Source organism: Paracoccus sp. TRP, from assembly GCF_000185925.1.
GTDB classification, from domain to species: domain Bacteria; phylum Pseudomonadota; class Alphaproteobacteria; order Rhodobacterales; family Rhodobacteraceae; genus Paracoccus; species Paracoccus kondratievae.
This window is the reverse complement of record NZ_AEPN01000021.1, coordinates 38,456-58,772: the sequence shown is the minus strand read 5'-3', so window position 1 is coordinate 58,772 and position 20,317 is coordinate 38,456. Positions and strand designations below refer to the sequence as shown.

General features: G+C 64.4%; 20 protein-coding genes and 1 pseudogene. 5 read left to right on the top strand and 16 right to left on the bottom strand.

Features of this window, described 5'->3' with window-relative positions:
- Positions 1–54: 54 nt before the first annotated feature.
- The 5 genes from PARACOCCUSGL_RS0112475 to PARACOCCUSGL_RS22595 all read right to left on the bottom strand — a co-directional run bounded on the left by PARACOCCUSGL_RS0112475 (position 55) and on the right by PARACOCCUSGL_RS22595 (position 4,350).
- Positions 55–1,404 (bottom strand): sigma-54 dependent transcriptional regulator, encoded by a 1,350-nt coding sequence (locus PARACOCCUSGL_RS0112475; protein WP_010397043.1) that lies wholly within the window; start codon positions 1,402–1,404, stop codon positions 55–57.
- Positions 1,401–3,287 carry an ATP-binding protein gene (locus PARACOCCUSGL_RS0112470; RefSeq protein ID WP_010397041.1) on the bottom strand — a complete coding sequence of 629 codons (1,887 nt, stop codon included), beginning with the start codon at positions 3,285–3,287 and terminating at the stop codon, positions 1,401–1,403. The genes PARACOCCUSGL_RS0112475 and PARACOCCUSGL_RS0112470 overlap by 4 nt, the downstream gene beginning before the upstream one ends.
- A gap of 201 nt (positions 3,288–3,488) precedes the next feature.
- A complete protein-coding gene (locus PARACOCCUSGL_RS22175; RefSeq protein ID WP_010397039.1) occupies positions 3,489–3,761 on the bottom strand; it encodes a hypothetical protein in 273 nt (90 codons plus the stop codon).
- Positions 3,762–3,898: 137 nt separating this feature from the next.
- On the bottom strand, positions 3,899–4,249 hold the full coding sequence (locus PARACOCCUSGL_RS21500) for a hydantoinase B/oxoprolinase family protein (RefSeq protein ID WP_202796783.1): 351 nt from the start codon (positions 4,247–4,249) through the stop codon (positions 3,899–3,901).
- The gene (locus PARACOCCUSGL_RS22595; RefSeq protein ID WP_255348781.1) at positions 4,180–4,350 is read right to left on the bottom strand and encodes a hydantoinase B/oxoprolinase family protein; all 171 of its coding nucleotides are present in this window, start codon (positions 4,348–4,350) and stop codon (positions 4,180–4,182) included. The genes PARACOCCUSGL_RS21500 and PARACOCCUSGL_RS22595 overlap by 70 nt, the downstream gene beginning before the upstream one ends.
- A gap of 367 nt (positions 4,351–4,717) precedes the next feature.
- Here PARACOCCUSGL_RS22595 and PARACOCCUSGL_RS0112450 point away from each other — a divergent pair, with 367 nt between their 5' ends.
- On the top strand, positions 4,718–5,638 hold the full coding sequence (locus PARACOCCUSGL_RS0112450; protein ID WP_010397038.1) for a helix-turn-helix domain-containing protein: 921 nt from the start codon (positions 4,718–4,720) through the stop codon (positions 5,636–5,638).
- Here PARACOCCUSGL_RS0112450 and PARACOCCUSGL_RS0112445 read toward each other — a convergent pair.
- On the bottom strand, positions 5,635–6,780 hold the full coding sequence (locus tag PARACOCCUSGL_RS0112445) for a CaiB/BaiF CoA-transferase family protein (RefSeq protein ID WP_010397036.1): 1,146 nt from the start codon (positions 6,778–6,780) through the stop codon (positions 5,635–5,637). The two genes, PARACOCCUSGL_RS0112450 and PARACOCCUSGL_RS0112445, sit on opposite strands and share 4 nt — an antisense overlap.
- A complete protein-coding gene (locus PARACOCCUSGL_RS0112440) occupies positions 6,780–7,991 on the bottom strand; it encodes an acyl-CoA dehydrogenase (RefSeq protein ID WP_010397032.1) in 1,212 nt (403 codons plus the stop codon). Before PARACOCCUSGL_RS0112440 ends, PARACOCCUSGL_RS0112445 begins: the two co-directional genes overlap by 1 nt.
- An 84-nt stretch (positions 7,992–8,075) precedes the next feature.
- Between PARACOCCUSGL_RS0112440 and PARACOCCUSGL_RS0112435 the strand changes: the two genes are divergently transcribed.
- The gene (locus PARACOCCUSGL_RS0112435) at positions 8,076–9,053 is read left to right on the top strand and encodes a LysR family transcriptional regulator (protein WP_010397030.1); all 978 of its coding nucleotides are present in this window, start codon (positions 8,076–8,078) and stop codon (positions 9,051–9,053) included.
- Here the strand turns inward: PARACOCCUSGL_RS0112435 and PARACOCCUSGL_RS22710 are convergent.
- Both PARACOCCUSGL_RS22710 and PARACOCCUSGL_RS20600 read right to left on the bottom strand, forming a co-directional pair.
- Positions 8,990–9,307 carry an aminotransferase class III-fold pyridoxal phosphate-dependent enzyme gene (locus PARACOCCUSGL_RS22710; RefSeq protein WP_353888801.1) on the bottom strand — a complete coding sequence of 106 codons (318 nt, stop codon included), beginning with the start codon at positions 9,305–9,307 and terminating at the stop codon, positions 8,990–8,992. The genes PARACOCCUSGL_RS0112435 and PARACOCCUSGL_RS22710 overlap by 64 nt on opposite strands.
- Positions 9,237–10,144 (bottom strand): annotated as a pseudogene (locus PARACOCCUSGL_RS20600) (aminotransferase class III-fold pyridoxal phosphate-dependent enzyme). The gene PARACOCCUSGL_RS22710 and the pseudogene PARACOCCUSGL_RS20600 overlap by 71 nt, the downstream one beginning before the upstream one ends.
- A 263-nt stretch (positions 10,145–10,407) precedes the next feature.
- Here PARACOCCUSGL_RS20600 and PARACOCCUSGL_RS20595 point away from each other — a divergent pair.
- Entirely contained in the window at positions 10,408–10,935 is a 528-nt protein-coding gene (locus PARACOCCUSGL_RS20595) for a helix-turn-helix domain-containing protein (RefSeq protein ID WP_010397025.1), read from the top strand.
- Here PARACOCCUSGL_RS20595 and PARACOCCUSGL_RS0112420 read toward each other — a convergent pair.
- Positions 10,919–12,352, bottom strand: a complete 1,434-nt coding sequence (locus tag PARACOCCUSGL_RS0112420; RefSeq protein WP_010397023.1) for an NAD-dependent succinate-semialdehyde dehydrogenase — start codon at positions 12,350–12,352, stop codon at positions 10,919–10,921. The two genes, PARACOCCUSGL_RS20595 and PARACOCCUSGL_RS0112420, sit on opposite strands and share 17 nt — an antisense overlap.
- 364 nt (positions 12,353–12,716) lie before the next feature.
- On the opposite strand from PARACOCCUSGL_RS0112420, the gene PARACOCCUSGL_RS0112415 reads away from it, so the two are divergent.
- Positions 12,717–13,781, top strand: coding sequence for a 3-deoxy-7-phosphoheptulonate synthase (locus PARACOCCUSGL_RS0112415; RefSeq protein ID WP_010397021.1), 1,065 nt, complete (start codon positions 12,717–12,719; stop codon positions 13,779–13,781).
- Between the two features lie 47 nt (positions 13,782–13,828).
- On the opposite strand, the gene PARACOCCUSGL_RS20590 is transcribed toward PARACOCCUSGL_RS0112415, so the two are convergent.
- Positions 13,829–15,388: an MDR family MFS transporter gene (locus tag PARACOCCUSGL_RS20590; protein ID WP_083825836.1), complete on the bottom strand. Its 1,560-nt coding sequence runs from the start codon at positions 15,386–15,388 to the stop codon at positions 13,829–13,831.
- A 129-nt stretch (positions 15,389–15,517) separates the two neighbouring features.
- Between PARACOCCUSGL_RS20590 and PARACOCCUSGL_RS0112405 the strand changes: the two genes are divergently transcribed.
- Complete coding sequence (locus tag PARACOCCUSGL_RS0112405; RefSeq protein ID WP_010397016.1) at positions 15,518–16,039, top strand: MarR family winged helix-turn-helix transcriptional regulator; 522 nt, start codon at positions 15,518–15,520, stop codon at positions 16,037–16,039.
- A gap of 65 nt (positions 16,040–16,104) precedes the next feature.
- Here PARACOCCUSGL_RS0112405 and PARACOCCUSGL_RS0112400 read toward each other — a convergent pair whose 3' ends face one another.
- From PARACOCCUSGL_RS0112400 to PARACOCCUSGL_RS0112380, 5 genes are read right to left on the bottom strand one after another with little or no spacing between them, the layout of a single operon-like run.
- On the bottom strand, positions 16,105–16,908 hold the full coding sequence (locus PARACOCCUSGL_RS0112400) for an alpha/beta hydrolase (RefSeq protein WP_010397013.1): 804 nt from the start codon (positions 16,906–16,908) through the stop codon (positions 16,105–16,107).
- A 6-nt stretch (positions 16,909–16,914) separates the two neighbouring features.
- Complete coding sequence (locus tag PARACOCCUSGL_RS0112395; protein ID WP_010397011.1) at positions 16,915–17,604, bottom strand: ABC transporter ATP-binding protein; 690 nt, start codon at positions 17,602–17,604, stop codon at positions 16,915–16,917.
- Positions 17,601–18,365, bottom strand: coding sequence for an ABC transporter ATP-binding protein (locus tag PARACOCCUSGL_RS0112390; RefSeq protein WP_010397009.1), 765 nt, complete (start codon positions 18,363–18,365; stop codon positions 17,601–17,603). The genes PARACOCCUSGL_RS0112395 and PARACOCCUSGL_RS0112390 overlap by 4 nt, the downstream gene beginning before the upstream one ends.
- Positions 18,358–19,350 (bottom strand): branched-chain amino acid ABC transporter permease, encoded by a 993-nt coding sequence (locus PARACOCCUSGL_RS0112385; RefSeq protein WP_010397007.1) that lies wholly within the window; start codon positions 19,348–19,350, stop codon positions 18,358–18,360. The genes PARACOCCUSGL_RS0112390 and PARACOCCUSGL_RS0112385 overlap by 8 nt, the downstream gene beginning before the upstream one ends.
- Positions 19,351–19,353: 3 nt before the next feature.
- Entirely contained in the window at positions 19,354–20,265 is a 912-nt protein-coding gene (locus PARACOCCUSGL_RS0112380; RefSeq protein WP_010397004.1) for a branched-chain amino acid ABC transporter permease, read from the bottom strand.
- Between the last annotated feature and the right edge of the window lie 52 nt (positions 20,266–20,317).

The following is a 20,317-nucleotide window of genomic DNA, read 5'->3' as shown; positions in this document are numbered from 1 at the left end:
GAACAGGTAACATGCCGCGGCAATAATGGGTGGATTTCCACCCATCCCAGGCAATCAGCCGCCATCCTCTTCGACGGCATCGACAATCAGGCGGCGATCAAGCCCGTATTTCTGCATCTTTTCGTAGAGCGTCTTGCGCGAAATTCCAAGCGTTTCATAGACCGGCCGCAGCCTGCCACCATGGGCGGCGATGGCCGAGGCGATCAGGCTGCGCTCGAACTCGGCCACACGGTCGGCAAGGCGCGCGCCCTGCCCCGCCGGGTCCAGATCGGCGTTTTCAAGACCCAGAACGAAACGTTCGGCAAGATTGCGCAGTTCGCGCACATTGCCCGGCCATTCCCGCGCCGCAAGGCCCGACAGAAAGACCGCCGGTGCCTCACGCTCGGGCAGGTTATGGCGGGCGGCCGCCTCACGCAGAAGCTGCATAAAGAGCAGCGGGATATCCTCACGCCGGGCCGACAGCGGCGGGACATGCAAAACCGCGACGTTCAGTCGCCAGAACAGATCCTCGCGGAAACGACCCTGTGCGACCACATCCTGCAGATCGACCTTGCTGACTGCGATAAAGCGCACATCCAGCGGCACCGGATCGTTCGAGCCAAGCCGGGTGATTACCCGCTCTTGCAGGACCCGCAGCAGCTTGGCCTGCAGTTCCAGCGGCATCGAACCGATTTCATCAAGCAGTACGGTGCCCCCGCGCGCGTGTTCAAACTTGCCGTAACGCGGTCGCAGCGCACCGGGAAACGCCCCCGCCTCATGGCCGAAAAGCTCGCTTTCAATCAGCGCCTCGGGCAAAGCCGCGCAGTTGATGGCGATAAAAGGCCGTCCCGCCCGGGGCGAGATGTCGTGCAGCGCACGCGCCACCACCTCTTTGCCCGCGCCCGTCGGCCCGATGATCAGCGTATCTGTGTCCGAGGCCCCGATTGCGCGCAGCCGATAGCGCAGATCGACCATGACCTGAGTGCGACCGGGCAAACGGGCCTCGACATCGTCACGTTTGCCGGCCACGGCGCGCAGCCGGCGGTTCTCAAGCACCAGACCGCGATGGTCAATCGCACGGCGAATAACGGTCGCCAGTTCCTGCACCACAAAGGGCTTTTCGATGAAATCATAGGCCCCGCCGCGGATTGCCTCGACCGCCAGCGGCACCTCGGCATGGCCGGTGACAAGGATGACCGGAATTTCGGCGTCAATCTCATGCAGGCGGCCAAGCAGCGTCATCCCGTCCATACCAGGCATGCGGATATCGCTGACCACTGCGCCCGAAAAACCGGGGCCGACCAGCGCCAGCGCCTCTTCGCCCGATGCCTGCGTCTCGACCGCGAAACCGGCAAGCTCAAGCGCCTGCGCGGTCGAGCTGCGCATCTGCTCGTCATCCTCGACCAAAAGCACGCGCGGGGTCATGCGGCAGCCTCGTCAACGGCGGCGGCGGGCAGGGTCACGCAGAACTCGGCCCCCGGCTCGGCATTGCGGCAGGTGATCTCGCCGCCGAAGTCGCGCACGATATTGGCGGTGATCGACAGGCCCAGACCCAGCCCGGCCCCCATCCCCTTGGTGGTAAAGAACGGGTCGAAAATCCGTGCGGCAATGGCCTCGGGCACGCCGGGACCACGGTCGCGGACGCGGATGGCGACACGCCCGCCTCCGGCCCGCGCCGACAGGGTGATACGGCGATCCGCGCCCCCTTCGACGGCATCAGCGGCATTGGTGATCAGGTTGACCAGCACCTGTTGCAGGCGCGTCGGCCCCGCGCGCAGCGGCGGCAGATCGGCCGGCAGGTCCAGTTCAAGCTCCGCCCCGCTGCTCGCCAGACGCGCGGCGACGATGGTACGGGTTTCGTCGATCAGCGAAGCCAGCGTGACCGCCCCCAGCCGCTCATCCGGTTTGCGCGCCGCGTGGCGCAGGTGCTTGCCAATGGCGGCCATGCGGTCAACCAAAGCAAGGATCTGGACGATATTGTCGCGGGCGCGGGCATAATCGCCCCGCTCGATCAGGATGGCAGCGCTGTCGGCATAGTTGCGCGCCGCCGCCAGCGGCTGGTTGATCTCATGCGAGAGCGAGGCCGACATCTGCCCCAGCGCCGCCAGCTTGCCGACCTGTACCAGACTGGCTTGCGCGGCGCGCAGCTCGGCCTCGGTGGCGCGGCGTTCGGCGATCTCTTGTTCAAGCTGGCCGTTGACGCGGGCAAGGGCGGCCGTGCGCTCGATCACCCGGCGTTCAAGCTCGGCAGTGGCGAATTGCTGCATGGCCAGCCGCTCGGCCGCCTGGGCACGGCGCTGGCGCCACATCATCAGCCCAAAGCCCGCCACCGACAAAAGCAGCAACAGGCTGATCATCGCCAGCCGCGCCTCGGCCCGCAGGTCAGCACTGTCGGTCAGCACATGCACGGTCCAGCCCGCCGCCGGCATCTGCTCCGAGGCAACGATATAGTCGTGGCTACGCTCAACCTCATCGCTCAAAGCGGGGGGCAGGCGGAACATCGGCACGCCATGCAAGTTCAGCCGCTCAACCGGCAGTTCGGAAAGCGGAGTCCCGGCATAGCGGCGCGAGGACTCGCTGCGCGCCAGCCGCTCGGCCGTCAGGGGCTGGATGCTATGGTAAAGCCAGCTTGGCTCTGAGGACAGAAAGGCCGTGCCCTCGGGGTCGGTCACCAGCACCCGGTATTGGTTGCCGCGCCACGAGGCCTCGATCCGGTCAACGCCGATCTTGACTGCGACCACGGCGACGACCCGGCCCTGCTGATCCAGCACCGGGGCCGAAAAGAAATAGCCCCGGATGCCCGAAGTCGTGCCGATGCCGTAAAAACGCCCCTGTCCGCCCGCCATGGCATCAATGAAATAGGGTCGATAGCTGAAATTCTGACCAACAAAGCTTGCCGGGCCCAGATAGCCCGAATGGGCGATCGTCTGGCCGTCGGACAGAATCAGATAAATATCCGAGGCCTGCACATCCTCATTCTGCTCGGCCAGCCATTCATTGGTCTGGCGGCGCAGAGCGGCATTGCCGGGATCGGCGGCCAGCTGGTGGATCAGGTCCAGATCGGCGACCAGTTGCGGCACCACCTCATAGCGCGCCAGATCGGCGGTCAGCGCATTCACCGTCAGCCGCAGCGCGGTGGCGGCGCGCGCCTGCCCCTGGCGAAAGTAATGCTGATAGGCAAGCTGGGTGCCCAGCCAAAGGATCGCCGCAACGACGGCAAGGCCAAAGACCAGCCACCAGCGCCCCGACGCCGCCTTGCGCGACGCCGGGTCCTCGATCCGCATCTGGACCCCGTGACTGCGGGACATGGCCTGGGCCTCTGCTGCTCCTCCGATGGCCGAATCTGACAGCAAGACCGGCCGCACGCAACCGGCCTTGCATCGGGGATCAGGACAGTGCCCGCCGCGCCGCCATCCGGCCAGAGCGCACCGCATAAGACAACGCCGCCACAAGGCCGATAAGATAGAACGGCAGAGCACCCAGTTGAACTGGTCAAGCCGGTTCCGGATCTAGCCAAAGATCAGCGCCACTGCGATCACCGGGCCCTCGAATACCGCGCAATATATGTCAGTCGCGAAAAAGATCAGCGTCGCCACCGCCGCCCCGCTGCGACCCGGCAGAATGCGCGAGAACAACGAGACGCTAAGCCCGGTCCGGATCGCATGGCGGACCAGCACCGCATTCACCGCCGCGTAGGTCAGCACCGACAGCACAAGGCCGGTGATGGCATTTCTTGCGCCATAGACCAGCGCCAGTGAGGCAGCGATAACCAGATAGAACACGGCTGAGCAACCATGGTCAGCGGCAGCCGGCCCATGCGCTGATCGGCTGGCACAGGCCGATCCGAAAACTCCAACTCCTGTGAATTATCCAAAGATCCAGCCATGGCCGAAGCTCCCTGTCTGTTCTGATTGTGTGATTATTGTGATTGCTTGATGGGCGGGGCCTGGGACGGCCCCTTCCCTTGCCACGATCCAAGAACCGGAGGGATACGCAACCCTTCGGCAAAGATCCCGGTCGCGTTGGGGTTGCAGCCTGCGGGAACGGGGCCGCCCACATCGGTCAGGTGCCCTTTGCAGACCGGCCAGAACACCAGCTCACCCTCGTGGAAACCCAGGTAATACATGCAGGTGCCGATGATATGGCTGCCCTCATATGCGGGGTCGTTATGCTGGATCAGATCGCCTTCGTGGATATCGCCTAAAAAAAGCGCGCCGCCGATTTCATCGCCGGGATCAGGCTGCCGAGATAGATCGGGATGTCCTGACATTGCCGGATCATTTCGGGCGTGTGGTTGAAAAGCGCGGTCAAATAGCCAAGCGCAAGGTTAAAGGCCGAGCTGCGCGCGGTCTGCTCCAGCGTCAGCGTCATCTCGCGCTGCCCGGTTGCCAGAACGCCGCGCACCACCGACAGGATGATGGGGTCTGGTCATGGCTGCTCCCTGTCTGGGCCGCACAGGCACGCGCAGCAGGACAGCCGAAAGGGCTGTCCACGATGATCTCCGCGGGGTGCCGTCTGACGCGACATCTTTCCGATCAGCCGATGTTGCGCCGCAGGCGGGCGGCGGTCTTGGCGCGGGGTGCAGATAAACTTGTCTTGCGTGCACCACCGCCCATCCGCACGGCAGGATCGGGCGCAGATGGGCAATCCCCCACCCCGGTATGCGAGTTTTCTTTTGCCCGACGGGTCCTGCGCGCCACGAAGCGTCCAGTCGATGCGGGGAGGCGTATCATGGCCGTTGAAAGCTACAGCAACGCCGACCGCTGCGCCAACCGAACGCGCGGCGCAGCGGTCTGCCCTCATCGCGGATACTTATTTTCCGCCACAGCTCAGCTATCGGGACCCGGGTACCTTTCAGGGTCGGCTAGAGCGGCGCAGCACCGGTCGTGTCTCGCTGTCGCGGCTGTGCACCGAGCCCACCTGTTACAAACGGGTGCCGGGGTTGATCCGTCAGGGCGAGGCCGGGGAATATCTGGTCACCATTCCCAGCCTTGTGCCGGTCCTGTTTCGCCAGCCTGGCCGCGACATCACCTGCACGCCGGGCGGCTTTATCATCGGACACGGGGATGAACCCTATCGCTTTGCCTGTCAGGCCCGCAACGATCTGCTGGTGATGAAGATTGCGCGCAGCGCGCTGGCTGAACGGCTGTGCGCCACGTTTTTTGACGGGCGCAAGGGACTGGGCGGGCTGTTTGCCAAGACGGTGCACCGCGCCCATGCCATACCGACGGACCCCGCCGCAGCCGAGGTTCTTGGCCGGCATCTGATCGAGCTGCTGGCGCTTGACCGACATGCCGAGGTCGACAGCGGGGCGGCCACCGTCATCCGCGCCGCCCATCTTAAGCGTGCGCAGGATGTTGTCCTGCGCCAGCTCACCGACCTTTCGCTGGCGCCCGAGACGGTGGCAGCCGCCTGCGGCATCTGGAAACACGATCTGCACGACCTGTTTGGCGATATCGAAACCACGGTGGTGCAATTCATCCGCGAGGCCCGGCTGAAGGCCCCGCGAGATGCCGGAGGTCTGTCGCTGGCCTTGATCGCCTATCGCTTAGGCCTCAGCGATCAGGCGCAGTTTTCGCGCCTGTTCCGGGCCATGTCCGGCCAGACCCCAAGCAGCTGCCGCACCGCCTTTCGTGAAGGGCGGCGCGGCAGCGACTAGCTTTCAAAGCGCCATTCGCCCTCGCCCAAGGACGGGGCGGCACGGTCGGTAACAAGCGGGCTGCGCGAAAAGCGCAAGGGGCTGCGCAGACCGGCGATGCCTTCGGGGGCGACGCGCAGACCACGCGCCTGAACCTGCGGATCAGCCAGCGCCTCGGCCAGATCATTGACCGGACCGGCGGGGACACCTGCCCCCTCCAGCGCGGCGATCAGATCTGCCCGGGTCCGAAGACGGGTGGCATCCGACAGCAACGGAACCAGCCGGACACGATTTGCAACCCGTGCGGGGTTGGTCGCATAATCGGGATCGTCCGCCAGACCGGTCAGCCCAAGCACGCGGCACAGGGCAGAGAACTGGCGGTCATTGCCGCAGGCAATAATCAGGTGCCCGTCCGAGGCCGGGAACAGCTGATAGGGAACGATATTCGGGTGGGCATTGCCCAGCCGATGCGGCACTACCCCACCCAACAGGTAATTCGTCGCCTGATTGGCCAGCACCGCCACCCCGCAATCCAGCAGTGACAGGTCCAGATGCTGACCAAGGCCCGAACGCTGGCGTTCGGCCAGCGCCGCCTGTACCGCGATCACGCCGTAAAGGCCGGTAAAGATGTCGATCCAGGCGACACCGACCTTTTGCGGCTCGCCCTGCGGCTCTCCGGTCAGGTCCATGATGCCGCACATGCCCTGGATCAGGAAATCATAGCCCGGCTGGGCGGCGCGTGGGCCATCCTGACCAAAGCCGGTAATCGAGGCATAGATCAGCCGGGGATTGCGCCCCGACAGCGTTTCGTAATCAAGGCCGAACTTGCGCAGGCCGCCCAGCTTGAAGTTCTCGACCACCACATCTGCCTGATCAATCAGCGCCCGCAGACGCTCAAGATCAGCGGGATCGTTGAAATCGCAGGTGACCGAGCGCTTGCCGCGATTGGCGGCGTGGAAATAGGCCGCGACCCGTTCGGTCGTACCATCGGCGCGCGCCCGCTCAATGAAAGGTGGGCCCCAGCGGCGGGTGTCGTCGCCCTCGGGCGCCTCGACCTTGATCACCTCGGCACCCAGATCGGCCAGGGTCTGGCCGATCCACGGTCCGGCAAGGATGCGCGCCAGTTCGACGACGCGCAGCCCCCTGAGTGCCGGCTCTGCCATCAGGAAAAGGCCTGAATGCCGGTCTGGGCACGGCCAAGAATCAGCGCATGCACGTCATGGGTGCCCTCATAGGTGTTCACCGTCTCAAGGTTTTGCGCATGGCGCATGACGTGATAGCCGATCTGGATGCCGTTGCCGCCGTGCATGTCACGGGCCATGCGGGCGATATCCAGCGCCTTGCCGCAGTTGTTGCGCTTGATGATCGAGATCATCTCGGGCGCGAACCTGCCCTCATCAAGCAGCCGCCCGACGCGCAGGCTGGCCTGCAGGCCCAGCGCGATCTCGGTCTGCATATCGGCCAGCTTTTTCTGGTAAAGCTGCGTCGCGGCCAGCGGGCGGTTGAACTGGTGGCGGTCAAGCCCGTATTGGCGGGCACGGTGCCAGCAATCCTCGGCCGCACCCATCGCGCCCCAGCTGATGCCATAGCGCGCCCGGTTAAGACAGCCAAAGGGGCCGCTCATCCCCTCGACATTGGGCAACAGCGCGTCTTCGCCAACCTCGACATCCTCCATCACGATTTCACCAGTGATCGAGGCGCGCAGGGACAGCTTGCCCTCAATCTTGGGGGCGGACAGGCCCTTCATGCCCTTTTCCAGCACAAAGCCACGCACCTTGCCGCCATGGGCTTCGGACTTGGCCCAGACCACAAAGACATCGGCGATGGGCGCGTTCGAGATCCACATCTTGGACCCGTTCAGCACATAGCCACCGTCAACCTTGCGGGCGCGGGTTTTCATGCCAGCGGGGTCCGAACCCGCATCAGGTTCGGTCAGGCCGAAACAACCGATGAATTCGCCTGTGGCAAGCTTGGGCAGGTACTTCTGCTTTTGCTCTTCGCTGCCATAGGCCTCGATCGGGAACATGACGAGAGAGCTTTGTACCGAGGCCATCGAGCGATAGCCCGAATCGATACGCTCGATCTCGCGCGCGACAAGGCCGTAAGAGACGTAAGAGGCGCCGACACCGCCGTAAGCTTCGTCAACCGTGACGCCCAAAAGGCCCGACGCCCCCATCTCACGAAAGATCTCGGGGTCGGTTTCCTCATTGAGATAAGCCGCCTCGACCCGCGGAGCCAGCCGGTCGGCGGCAAAAGCCGCAGCGGTGTCGCGGATCATCCGCTCTTCTTCGGTCAGCTGATCGTCAAGCAGGAACGGATCGGACCAGGAAAAGGCGCCGCCCTTATGCGATTTCGTCGTCACGTCATGCCTCATGCAATAATGCTGTCACTTTATTCATTACCGCTTTCAAACCCGGCCGGAAAATGGATAATCCTCATTAGTTCATGCATAGGATGAATGTTCTTGCGGCAAAGACGCTTTCTTCCCAACCTCAGCCTGCTGCTGGCCTTTGACGCGGTGATGCGCACCGGCTCGGTCACCGGGGCGGCGCAGGATCTGGGGCTGACGCAAAGCACCGTCAGCCGCCTTTTGCAGAGCCTTGAGGCACAGCTGGGCCAGCCCCTGTTTATCCGCCACAAAAAGCGCCTGACCCCGACCGAAGCGGCCGAGCGTTATTTCCGCGACATTGCAGCGGCGCTGGATCTGGTCCAGCGCGCCAGCATGTCGCTGATAGCCAATCCCGATGGCGGCAGCCTGGATCTGGCGGTGCTGCCGACCTTTGCCACGCGCTGGCTTGCGCCACGCCTGCCCGATTTCCTGTCGGCACATCCCGGCGTCTCGATCAACCTGACGACCCGCTTTCGCCGCTTCAGCTTTGATGAAGAGCCCTTTGACGCGATGATCTATTATGGCCAGGACGACTGGCCCGGGGCCGAGCATCTGAAGCTTTTCGATGAAAGACTGACCGCCTGCGCCGCGCCCGGGCTTTTGGCCCGCCGGCCGGTCGCCTGCGCCGCCGATCTGGCCGGGATGGTGCTGTTGCAGCTGCCGACGCGACCCGATGCGTGGCAGGCATGGTTTCGCGGACAGGGCGCCCCACCGCCCCAGCCGCTGAACGGGATGATGATGGACCAGTTCTCGATGATGATTCAGGCGGCGATCTCGGGTCTGGGAGTGGCGCTGTTGCCCGATTATCTGGCCCGCGTCGAAATCGCCGAGGGCAGGCTTGCGCCGCTGCTGCGGCAGGGGGTGCCGGGCAGCGGCGCTTATTGGCTGGCATGGCCCACCCGCAAATCGGGGCTGAAACCGCTGGCCGCCTTTCGGGACTGGATCGCCGTCCGCATGGCGCGGGACGGCGAAGGTCTTGATGATCAGGCCGGGACCAATGCCGCCTCGATCGAGGCTTCAAGGATGTCCAGCGCCTCGGACAACTGATCCTCGGGGATGGTCAGCGGCGGCAGCAGGCGGATGACATTGTAACGCGTGCCGCAAGACAGCAGGATCAGCCCCCTCGCCTCGGCCTCGGCAACAATGACGGCGGTCAGCTGCGGATCGGGCTGGCTGGGGTCATCTGTCCGCACCAGCCCAAACGCATTCATCGCGCCAAGCCCGCGCACGTCACCGATAGCAGGGAAGCGCCCGGCGAGCTTTTGTAACCGCCCGGATCGCCAGACCGATCTCTTCGGCACGGGCGCAGAGATCCTCGGCCGCGATCACCTCCGGCACTACCAGCGCCGCCGCAACTGCCAGAGGGTTGCCGGCATAGGTGCCACCCAATCCGCCGGGGGCCGGCGCATCGACGATCCCGGCCGGCCCGTCACCGCCGGCAAGGGAACGCCCCCTGCCAGACCCTTGGCCATGGTCACAAGATCCGGCGCGATACCGGAATGCTGAAAACCGAACATGCGCCCGGTCCGCGCCATACCCGCCTGAATTTCATCCCCGATCAGCACGATGTCATGGGTGTCGCAGATGCGGCGCAGCGCTGCCAGAAACTCGGGCGGAGCTATGTTAAACCCGCCCTCGCCCTGTACCGGCTCAACGATGATCGCGGCAACACGGCGGGGATCGGCGGATGAGGCGAAAAGCGCCTCAAGATGCGCGACTGCCTGCGCAACCGAAACCCTGGTCATGGGTTGGGGAAAAGGCCGTGATGGACCACGGGCGGCATGGCGCCGAAACCTGCTATAGGGCGCAACCTTGCCGGTCAGCGCCATGCCCAGCAACATGCGCCCATGGAAAGCACCGTTAAAGGCGATCGCCCCCGAACGCCCGGTAAAGGCACGCGCCATCTTAACCGCATTCTCGACCGCCTCAGCCCCGGTGGTGGCAGGCATGGTTTTCCTGGCGAAATCACCGGGGGTCAGGGCATTCAGCCGCTCGGGCAGATCGACATAGGTTTCATAGGGCGCGACATGAAAGCAGGTATGGGTAAAGGCCTGCATCTGGCGCTGAACCGCCTCGATCACCTTAGGGTGGCGGTGGCCGGTGCTGGTCACGGCAATCCCGGCGGCGAAACCCAGCATCCGCCGCCCCTCGGCGGTCCATAGCCCGGCATTCCCGGCCCAGACGGCATAGATATCCCGCGTACCGACCCCGCGCGCGCGACCGCCGCCTGACGGGGGTGCTCAACTGCGTTGATTCCATGTCCAGATCTCCGAACTGATGGAATCGGCTTATTTCATGCTCGATATATTGAGCATAGATTTTCAGGAAATCTCGTATCGGTATGGAGTTGGAACGCATCACCCCGCCCTGATAAGCTGCGCAAAAAAGGATAGGGGCAAGGATGAGCGATTTCGACGCCGGCGCACGGCTCAGGGAATTGCGCACCGCTGCGGGCATGTCCCAGCGGCAGCTGGCCGAAGCCTCGGGCGTGCCGCATGGCCAGATCTCGATGATCGAGACTGGACGATCCAGCCCCTCGGTCGCCTCGCTGCGCAAGATCCTTAGCGGGCTAAGCGTCACCATGTCCGAATTCTTTGAACCCGATCTGCCGCAAAGCCCGCAGCCCTTCTTTACCCCGGCTGAATTGCGCGACCTGACCTCGCGGCTGTACAATCTGCAAATCCTGCATGAACGCTATGAACCCGGCGCCGATACCGGCGAGACCATGCTGGCCCATCACGGCAGCAAGGGCGGCATCGTCATCGCCGGAGAAGTCGAATTGACCGTTGGCGATCAAAGCCGGGTGCTGAAAGCGGCGACAGCTATCTGTTCGCGTCGAACCAGCCGCACCGCTTTCGCAATATCCCGGACCGAGAGGCGGTCGTCGTCTCGGCCTGTACGCCGCCCTATCTTTAACCCTTGCGGGTGACAAAGCGGGTTTGCAGATAGGCGTTGATCGCCTCGGACCCGCCCTCGGTCCCCATGCCGGAATCGCCGATGCCGCCAAAAGGCACCTCGGGCAGCGACAGCCCGATATGGTTGATGGTCAGCATCCCCGCCTGAACCTCATCCTGCAAACGCTGCACCCGCGCCGAGCTGCGTGTCCAGGCATAGGCGGCCAGCCCGTAAGGCAGCCGGTTCGCCTCGGTAAATGCTTCGTCATCGGTGCGGAAACGGTTGATGACAGCAATGGGACCAAAGGGCTCTTCGTTCATTACGGCAGCATCGGCGGGCACATCGGTCAGCACGGTCGGGGCAAAGAACCAGCCCTTATTGCCGATCCGCTTACCCCCGGTCGCCAGCCGCGCGCCGCGATCCAGCGCATCGCGGATCAGCCGCTCGATAGCCGGGATCCGGCGTTCGTTCGCCAGCGGACCCATGGCGCTGTCAGGGTCGGTTCCGGGCCCCACCCTGGCCGAGGCAAGCGTGGCGGTAAAACCTTCGGTAAAACGATCCGCCACCGCCTCCTGCACCAGAAAACGGGTGGGCGAGATGCAGACCTGCCCGGCATTGCGCAGCTTGGACGCCGCCATGGCCGAGATCGCCGCCTCGACATCGGCATCGTCAAAGACCAGCACGGGCGCATGACCGCCCAGCTCCATCGTCGCTGGCTTCATATGCAGCCCGGCCAGCGCGGCAAGCTGCTTGCCCACCGCCGTCGAACCGGTGAACGAAACCTTGCGGATCACCGGATGCGGGATCAGATAGGACGAAATTTCGGCCGGGTCGCCATAGACAAGGTTCACCACCCCCGCCGGTACACCCGCATCGACAAAGCAACGGATCAGCTCAGCCGGAGAGGCGGGCGTTTCCTCGGCCGCCTTGACGATAATCGTACAGCCTGCTGCCAGCGCCGCCGAAACCTTGCGAACTGCCTGATTGATCGGAAAATTCCACGGGGTAAAGGCCGCGACGGGGCCCAAGGGCTCTTTCACCGTCAGTTGGGTCACGCCGGGGATACGTGGCGCAATGACCTGCCCATAGCAGCGCCGCGCCTCTTCGGCGAACCATTCGATGATCTCGGCCCCGGCCATCGTCTCGATCCGGGCCTGAGCCAATGGCTTGCCCTGTTCGGCCACCATGATCGCGGCAATCACCTCGGCCCGCTCACGCAGCAGCGCCGCCGCCTTGCGCATCAGATCCGAACGATACAGCGGAGAGCTGAGCCGCCATTCCGCAAAGGCGCGGTTCGCGGCGGCCAGCGCCTCGTCCAGATCGGCGATACCGGCACAGGCGACGCGGCCGATCTCGGCCCCCGTGGCCGGGTTCAACACCGGCAGGCCACGCCCATCGCGCGCCGGCCGCCAGGTTCCATCAATCAAAAGCTGCGTGTCCGGGTAATTCATCCTGCCCCCGCCGATCCATGCCGCCGCCTATCCGCGCCGGCTGACAGATCTGGCGCAGGGCCGGACGATTCTCAACCTGAATTGCTCAAAATCCTGAACACGTAGATTGCAGGAAATGACGCAGATATCTGGCAGACTGTTCCCATCAGATTTCGCGTGACAAGCGGTTACGGCGCGGCTATGCAGAAGGCATGTCGCAGATGAAGCCCTACACCACCTCGTTTTATTGGTTCCGCTGTCCCCAGCGGACGTGGGTGGCCGTGTAGCGCTCAGGCGCGATCACAAACCCCGAAGCCGCTGGCCAGACCGGCGGCTTTTCTGTTTGATACGCTTCCGGTCCGGCCTTTCTCTCCAGGAAAGAACCATGACCATCCAGACCGAAAACCTGCATATCGTCACCCTTCGCCCTTTGCCCGAGCCAGCCGCATTGGCGGCCGCCCTGCCCCGGGACGAGGCCATCTCGCGTACTGTGGCTGACAGCCGCGCTGCGATCCGTGCCATTCTGTCGGGACAGGATGAGCGTCTGCTGGTCATTGCCGGGCCCTGCTCGATCCACGACACCAAGGCGGCGCTGGATTACGCCGCACGTCTGGCCGAGCTGCGCCGCGCGCTTGGCGACCGGCTGGAGATCGTCATGCGGGTCTATTTCGAAAAGCCGCGTACGACCGTCGGCTGGAAGGGGTTGATCAACGACCCCCATCTGGACGGCTCGGACCGGATCGAGGACGGTCTGCCGATGGCCCGGCGCCTGCTTTTGGATATCAACCGCATGGGCCTGCCAGCGGCGACCGAATTCCTGGACCCGATCCTGCCGCAGTACCTTGCCGATCTCATCGCCTGGGGTGCAATTGGCGCACGCACCACCGAAAGCCAGATACATCGCCAGCTTGCCTCGGGGCTGTCCTGTCCGGTCGGGTTCAAAAACGGCACGGATGGCGGGGTGCAGGTGGCGCTGGATGCGATCCGCTCGGCCGCGCGCCCGCACAGCTTCCCGGCCATCACCGCCGAAGGCCGCGCCGCCATCGCCACCACCACCGGCAATGACGCCTGCCATGTCGTGCTGCGCGGTGGTCATGACGGGCCGAATTACAGCACCGCCCATGTCGCGCAGGTTGCCGAGGCCGCCAGGCGGGCTGGCATTGATCCGGGCATCGTTATCGACGCCAGCCACGCCAACAGCAGCAAGGACCCGGCCCGGCAGATCGAGGTCAGCGCCGATGTCGCGGCCCAGATCCGCGGGGGCGAGCATCGCATTCGCGGCCTGATGCTGGAAAGCAATCTGGTCGCGGGCCGGCAGGATCTGGTTCCCGGCGCGCCGCCTGTCTATGGCCAAAGCATTACCGACGGTTGCCTTGGGTGGGAGGAAAGCCGGACCCTGCTCATTGATCTGGCCGAGGCAGCCGCGACCCGGCTGCGCCGCGCGGCTTAACAGGGCAGCAAAGGCGCGCCGGTGCGGCCCCGTGCCGGTGTGGCCCTTTATCGCGAAGAATGGGCGATCGGGGCCGCACCCAGCTCGGGCCGCACGCCGCCCATGACAGGTCCGGCAGGTCGACTGGGGGCAAGCATCGTCGGGCGCAGCATCGCGGCCGCCAACAGCCCGACCGCCGCGATCACTACCGCCGACAGATATACCCAGACAAAAGCGTCGCGGAACGCCGCTGCCACTGCCTCGCGTTGCGGGGCGGCCAGCATCGACATCCGATCAGGCGTCATCTCGGCCAGCGCGCCAGCGCCATGGATGGTGGTCTGTCCCAGCCGGTCCGACAGGATGGCCCCATAGACCGAGATCGCAAGCGATGCGCCTGCCATACGGGTCAGGGTCACGGCCCCTGTCGCCGCACCCACATCCTGGGACGGAGATGCAATCTGCACGCCGATAATCGGCGCCTGCTGGCCCAGCCCAATGGCCATGCCCTGCCCCATCAGCAATGCTGCGACCGCCCAGAACGGCACATGCAGCGGCAGACTGGCAAGCCCGGTCAGGCTGGCCAGCGCCAGGCTGAGGCCAAGCACCAGCCAGGGCTTGTAACGCCCGGTGGCCGAGATCAGCCGCCCCGCCGTCAGCGAGCCGATGGCAATCCCGGTGGTGACGGCGATAAAGAACAGCCCCGCCGACGCCGGCGACAACCCGGTTGTCATCTGCAAGAACAGCGCGTGATAATTGACCATGCCGATTGCGATACCGCCACTGGTGGCCGCGACGATCAGCAACAGCGAAAAGTTGCGGTCGCGGAACAGGTTTAGCGGGATGATAGGCTCGGGCACCCGGCGCTCGATCGCCAGCCACAGCGCCAGAGCCCCGGCTGAAATCACCGGCAGCGCCAGCGCCGGGACCGAGGTGAGCGAGCCGAACAGAGACTGGCTGTCGGCCCATAGCACGATCCCCGCAATCGCGACGGCTAGCGTCAGCGCGCCCAGATAATCAACCCTGGGCTGGCGTTGGGGCCTTCTTTGCGGCAGCAGCAGCGCAAGACCCAGCAGCGCCACCATCCCAATCGGCAAGTTGATAAGAAAGATCGAGCGCCAGCCCAGATGCTGGCTCATCATGCCGCCAAGCGTCGGCCCGACCGAGCCCGAGGCCATCAGCACCAGACTGGAAAAGCTTTGATACCGTGCGCGCTGGCGCGGCTCGAACAGGTCGGCGTTGATCGAAAAGATCGAAACCATGATCCCGCCCGCGCCCAGCCCCTGAAAGGCCCGCGCGGCAATCAGGCTGTTCATCGACCATGCAAGCCCGCAAACGACCGAGCCAAGCGTGAAAAGCGCGACCGCAAAGATCATCACATATTTGCGCCCGAACAGATCGCCCAGCTTGCCATAAACCGGCATGATCGCCGCCTGTGCCAGCAGATAGGCCGAGCCAACCCAGCCAAAACGCTCAATGGCGCCGAACTCGCCCACGATGGTCGGCAACGCGGTCGAAACAACCTGGTTGTCCAGCGTCGCCATGAACATGCTGAGCATGAGGAAACAAAAAATGATCGTACGGCGCCGATGGCCGATCCCGGCGGGGCCGGGTGCTGCGGATTGTAACATAACTGGAAAAACCTGACTGAACGCCACGAAACCGGTCGCGGACCAAAACTATGCGTTGCAGAATATGTGACTTTGGCATATATATGTCAATAGCACATATTTAGCCGCAGGAAAGTCAGCGGAAAGGCAATGATGCAGGACACCAGCCGGACAGAGGGGATCGCCCGCATCTCGACCGCGATGGGGCGGATGCGCACGCTGATCAGGCGGCGTATCATTGGTCGGCTTGCCTTGCAGAACGTCGCGCCAATGCTGGATATTTCTGACCTCGATGCGCTGGGGCTGGTGCCCGGGCAGCCGGGCAGCAAGGGGCCTGACCCTTCGGCCGAGGTTTCGGTTGGCGATATCGCCCGACAGCTGCGCATTGATCCCTCACGCGCCAGCCGGCTGGTGGCGGAACTGGTCCGGCAAGGCTTTCTGATCCGCGAGGTTGCGCAAGAGGATGCGCGCCGCGCAGTCCTGCGACGCACCAAGTCGGGCGACCGCATCTTTGCCGAGATCCAGCGCGTCAAACACGAGCTGATCCGAGAGGTGGTCTCGGATTGGGCCGAACCGCGGCTGACCGCCTTTGCCGAGGATTTCGACCGTTTCGCCGAGGCGCTTGAGGCGCAGCTTTCCCGTCAGAACAGCGACGGCAGGAAAGCGACCTGATCCCCCGTCCCGCCAATATGCGAAACCGGCCACCTGCGGTCAGGCGGCCGGTTTCATGATACGGGTCAGGGCCTTGCGGTCAGGGCGGTCAGTTGCGCACCGGCAGGATCGGCGAGATCGTCGAGCACCTGAAAGTGGTCACAATCCTTGACATGCAGCAGCCCGGCCTGTTCGCCCGCCTGCTGACAGGCGGCGGCATATTCGTCGGATTGGCGGATCAGTTCGGGCAGCTCTCCACCGCCGACCGTGATCAGCATCGGCGCACCGGGGCCGATGTGATGCTGGGGACTGTAGGCAGCGATTTCTTCCGGAGTGAGGCGCAGATTGTCGTTCAGCTGACCAAGGCTGATCGGCTCAAGATCGTAAAGCCCGCTGATCGGCATGACCCGGGTCACGGCGGGATGGCTGCGATGGCTGGCGGCCAGATGCCCGCCCGCCGAATGACCGGACAGACACAGCGGCCGTCCGGCGATCTGAGGGACAAGATGGTCCAGAAGCTGACCGATCTCGGTCACGATCCGGGTCATCGAGGCCTCGGGCGCCAGCGTGTATTCGGCCAGGATCACGTCATAGCCATGCGCCAGAGGACCGGCGGCGGAATAGGCGAAATCCTCTTTGACGCAGTTCTGCCAATAGCCGCCGTGGATAAAGACAAAGACCGGCGCATTCGGCTTGCCGCACGAAATCCAGTCATAGGTCTGGCGGGCGCTGGTGCCATAGCGCAGGTCCCGGCGGCAATCCTGCGTGGAATAGAACACCTCGCTGCGGGCACGCAATTCACGCATCAGCCCCGGGAAATCCGCAACCCGGGCCGAGTTGTTATAGGCCGCATCCAGCTGTTGCCGGTTCATACCACGATAGATTGCCATAACTTTTTACACTCCTAGATAACGATCAGTCAGATCCGGCGTGAGGTCGGTGATACCGCCTTGCCAGACCGTCGCGCCACGTTCAACAACCACTGCGCGATCTGCAACCGATGCAATCTCGGAAAGTGACTTGTCCACAAGCAGGATCGACAGCCCTTCGGCCTTGAGCTGACGCACGCCCGCCCAGATCTCTTGCCGCACCACCGGGGCCAGACCCTCGGTCGCCTCATCAAGGATCAGAAGCCGCGGGTTGGTCATCAGGGCGCGGCCAATCGCCAGCATCTGCTGCTCTCCGCCTGACAGGGTGCGCGCGATCTGGCCCATACGCTCTTGCAGGCGCGGGAACAGTGCACAGACCCGCGCCATGTCCCAGGGGCCGGGCCGCGCGGCAACGGTCAGATTTTCGGCCACGGTCAGCGGACCGAAACAGCGCCGCCCTTCGGGCACCAGCCCGACACCCAGCCGCGCCACCCGCGGAGCCGACAGGGACGCAAGGTCACGATCCGCAAACCGCAGCTCACCCCCGGAATGGGGCAGCAGGCGGCTGATACAGCGGATAGTGGTTGTCTTGCCCATGCCATTGCGGCCCATCAGCGCCACCACCTGCCCTTCGTCAAGGTCAAGCGAGATGCCAAAGAGCGCCTGCACCGGACCGTAAGAGGCCGTCAGGTCGCGCAGTTCCAGCAGCCGGGTCATGCGTCCTCTCCCAGATAAGAGCGCCGCACCTCGGGGTTGGCGCGGATCTCGGCCACGCTGCCGGTGGCGATGATACGGCCATAGACCAGCACCGAGATGCGGTCGGCCAGCGCAAAGACCGCGTCCATGTCATGTTCGACCAGCAGGATCGGGGCCTCGTTGCGCAGCTCGGACAGAATCGAGGTCAGCTGGCGCCCGCCCTCCAGCCCCATACCCGCCATCGGCTCATCCAGCAGAAAGGCGCGCGGCCGCAACGCCAGCGCCATTGCGATTTCCAGCTTGCGCCGCTCGCCATGCGACAGCTTCGCCGCCTGAACCAGATGGCGGTCGGCAAGGCCGGCCTGCTCGATATGGAACAACGCCGGCTCGGTCAGCTTGCGATCGGAAAGCGCCGGGCGGTGAAAGCGGAACACCGCACCGCTGGCCCCGGCAACCGCCAGCATGACGTTTTGCAGCACGGTAAAATCCGGGATCACGGATGACACCTGAAAGCTGCGCGCAAGCCCCAACCGCGCCCGCGCGGCGGCATCAAGCCCGTCGATCACCTGCCCCTCGAACCGGATGGAGCCGGAGTTGGGCCGGATCTCTCCGACGATCTGCTTGATCAGCGTGGATTTTCCGGCGCCGTTGGGGCCGATCAGGGCGTGAATTTCGCCCGGGCGCAGATCAAGGCTGACGTCATCGGTGGCGACCAGCGCGCCAAAAGCTTTGCGCAGGCCCCGGATTTCAAGAATGGGTTCGTTCAGCTTGGGCTCAGGCATGACGGCCCCTCCGCGTGACAATGCCGATCAGGCCGCCGGGTGCAAACAGTACGATGCCAAGCAGCAGCAGACCCAGAAGCGCCTGCCAGTAATCGCTGATCCCGCCCAGAACATGCTCCAGCAGAATATAGATCGCCGCGCCGGCCACCGGACCGCACAGGCGCCCGACTCCGCCCAGGATGACAAAGACCATGATCTCGCCCGACATGTGCCAGGACAGCATGGCCGGACTGACAAAGCGGTTCAGGTCGGCATAAAGCGACCCCGCCAGGCCGACGATCATCCCCGACAGCACAAAGGCCGTCAGCCGGATCGCATAGGGCCGGATGCCGACCGCGACGGCGCGCTGGCTGTTCTGCCGCGCCGCCTGCAAGGCAAGGCCAAAGCGCGACTGCGTAACCACAGCGGTAAAGACCAGCGCCAGCGCCAGCAGCACGGCACAGATGGCGAAATACTGGATCGGGGCAAAGGTGTTCAGCCCCGGGAACGTGTTGCGGACGTAAAAGCTTAGCCCGTCCTCGCCGCCATAGCGCGACCAGCTGATGGCGAAATAGTAAAGCATCTGCGCAAAGGCCAGCGTGACCATGATGAAATAGACGCCCGAGGTGCGCAGCGACAGCGCCCCGATCGCCAGTGCAGCCACCCCGCCCGCAAGCATGGCCACAGGCCAGATGCCCAGCATCTCGTTACTGCCCATGATGGTAAAGGGCAGCGTCACGACCGGCATGCCGCTGCTGGCATGGCTGGCAAGGATGCCGGTCACATAGCCCCCGATCCCGAAAAAGGCGGCATGCCCGAACGAGATCAGTCCGCCATAGCCCAACGCAAGGTTCAGCCCGACCCCGGCAAGGCCGAATATCGCGGCCTTGGTTGCCAGCGTGACGGTAAAGCCATCCCCGGCCAGATGCGCACCCAGCGCCACGGCGACCAGCAGGGCAAAGATCACCAGATTGATGATGGCGTCGCGGTTCAGCAGTTCGCCCATGGTTCAGCCCCTTGCCCCGAAAAGTCCCTGCGGCCGCATGATCAGCACCACGGCCATCAGCACATAGATCAGCACCGAGGCCAGCGAGGCGCCGACGGTCTTGGCGCTTGATGCCTCGACGACCTGCGACAAAAGCCCGGGCAAAAGCGCCTTGCCCAGCGTGTCGGTCATCCCGACAAGCAGCGCCCCGACAAACGCGCCCTTGATCGAACCGATACCGCCGATCACCACCACGACAAAGGCAAGGATCAGCACCGGCTCGCCCATACCGACCTGCACCGACTGGATCGAGCCGACCAGCGCCCCGGCAAAGCCCGCCAGCGCCGCGCCAAGCGCAAAGACGATGGTGTAGAGCCGGGCGATATCGACGCCCAAAGCGCCGATCATCTCGCGGTCAGCCTCGCCCGCGCGGATGCGAATGCCCAGCCGGGTACGGGTGATGAGCCACCACAACCCCACTGCCACCGCAGCGCCAAAGCCGATGATGACCAGCCGGAACAGCGGATAATGCAGCCCGCCCGGCAGCACCACCGCGCCCGACAGCGACGGCGGCAGCTTGAGATACAGCGGGAACGAGCCAAAGAGCCACCTCGCCCCTTCGGAAAAGATCAGGATCAGCGCAAAGGTTGCCAGAACCTGATCAAGATGGTCGCGGGCGTATAACCTGCGGATCACCGCGACCTCGACCAGCGCGCCTGCCGCCGCCGCTGCGGCCAGACTGGCGACCAGCCCCAGCCAGAACGAGCCGGTGGCCGCCGCCACCGCCGCACAGGCAAAAGCGCCGGTCATGTAAAGCGATCCGTGGGCAAGGTTGATCAGGCCCATGACGCCGAAAACCAGCGTCAGCCCTGCCGCCATCAAAAACAGCATCATTCCGTATTGCAGGCCGTTCAGCGCCTGCTCGGCCAGAAGCATCACCGTACTCTCTCCCGATTTGCCGGGGGGCCGGATCGCAGGGACCCGACCC

Coding starts and splice junctions, on each gene's coding strand:
- PARACOCCUSGL_RS0112475 (WP_010397043.1), bottom strand. CDS start 1,404: ATGACCCCGCGCGTGCTTTTGGTCGAGGATGACGAGCAGATGCGCAGC.
- PARACOCCUSGL_RS0112470 (WP_010397041.1), bottom strand. CDS start 3,287: ATGTCCCGCAGTCACGGGGTCCAGATGCGGATCGAGGACCCGGCGTCG.
- PARACOCCUSGL_RS21500 (WP_202796783.1), bottom strand. CDS start 4,249: ATGTCAGGACATCCCGATCTATCTCGGCAGCCTGATCCCGGCGATGAA.
- PARACOCCUSGL_RS22595 (WP_255348781.1), bottom strand. CDS start 4,350: ATGACGCTGACGCTGGAGCAGACCGCGCGCAGCTCGGCCTTTAACCTT.
- PARACOCCUSGL_RS0112445 (WP_010397036.1), bottom strand. CDS start 6,780: ATGGCAGAGCCGGCACTCAGGGGGCTGCGCGTCGTCGAACTGGCGCGC.
- PARACOCCUSGL_RS0112440 (WP_010397032.1), bottom strand. CDS start 7,991: ATGAGGCATGACGTGACGACGAAATCGCATAAGGGCGGCGCCTTTTCC.
- PARACOCCUSGL_RS0112435 (WP_010397030.1), top strand. CDS start 8,076: ATGTTCTTGCGGCAAAGACGCTTTCTTCCCAACCTCAGCCTGCTGCTG.
- PARACOCCUSGL_RS20595 (WP_010397025.1), top strand. CDS start 10,408: ATGAGCGATTTCGACGCCGGCGCACGGCTCAGGGAATTGCGCACCGCT.
- PARACOCCUSGL_RS0112420 (WP_010397023.1), bottom strand. CDS start 12,352: ATGAATTACCCGGACACGCAGCTTTTGATTGATGGAACCTGGCGGCCG.
- PARACOCCUSGL_RS0112415 (WP_010397021.1), top strand. CDS start 12,717: ATGACCATCCAGACCGAAAACCTGCATATCGTCACCCTTCGCCCTTTG.
- PARACOCCUSGL_RS20590 (WP_083825836.1), bottom strand. CDS start 15,388: ATGTTACAATCCGCAGCACCCGGCCCCGCCGGGATCGGCCATCGGCGC.
- PARACOCCUSGL_RS0112405 (WP_010397016.1), top strand. CDS start 15,518: ATGATGCAGGACACCAGCCGGACAGAGGGGATCGCCCGCATCTCGACC.
- PARACOCCUSGL_RS0112400 (WP_010397013.1), bottom strand. CDS start 16,908: ATGGCAATCTATCGTGGTATGAACCGGCAACAGCTGGATGCGGCCTAT.
- PARACOCCUSGL_RS0112395 (WP_010397011.1), bottom strand. CDS start 17,604: ATGACCCGGCTGCTGGAACTGCGCGACCTGACGGCCTCTTACGGTCCG.
- PARACOCCUSGL_RS0112390 (WP_010397009.1), bottom strand. CDS start 18,365: ATGCCTGAGCCCAAGCTGAACGAACCCATTCTTGAAATCCGGGGCCTG.
- PARACOCCUSGL_RS0112385 (WP_010397007.1), bottom strand. CDS start 19,350: ATGGGCGAACTGCTGAACCGCGACGCCATCATCAATCTGGTGATCTTT.
- PARACOCCUSGL_RS0112380 (WP_010397004.1), bottom strand. CDS start 20,265: ATGCTTCTGGCCGAGCAGGCGCTGAACGGCCTGCAATACGGAATGATG.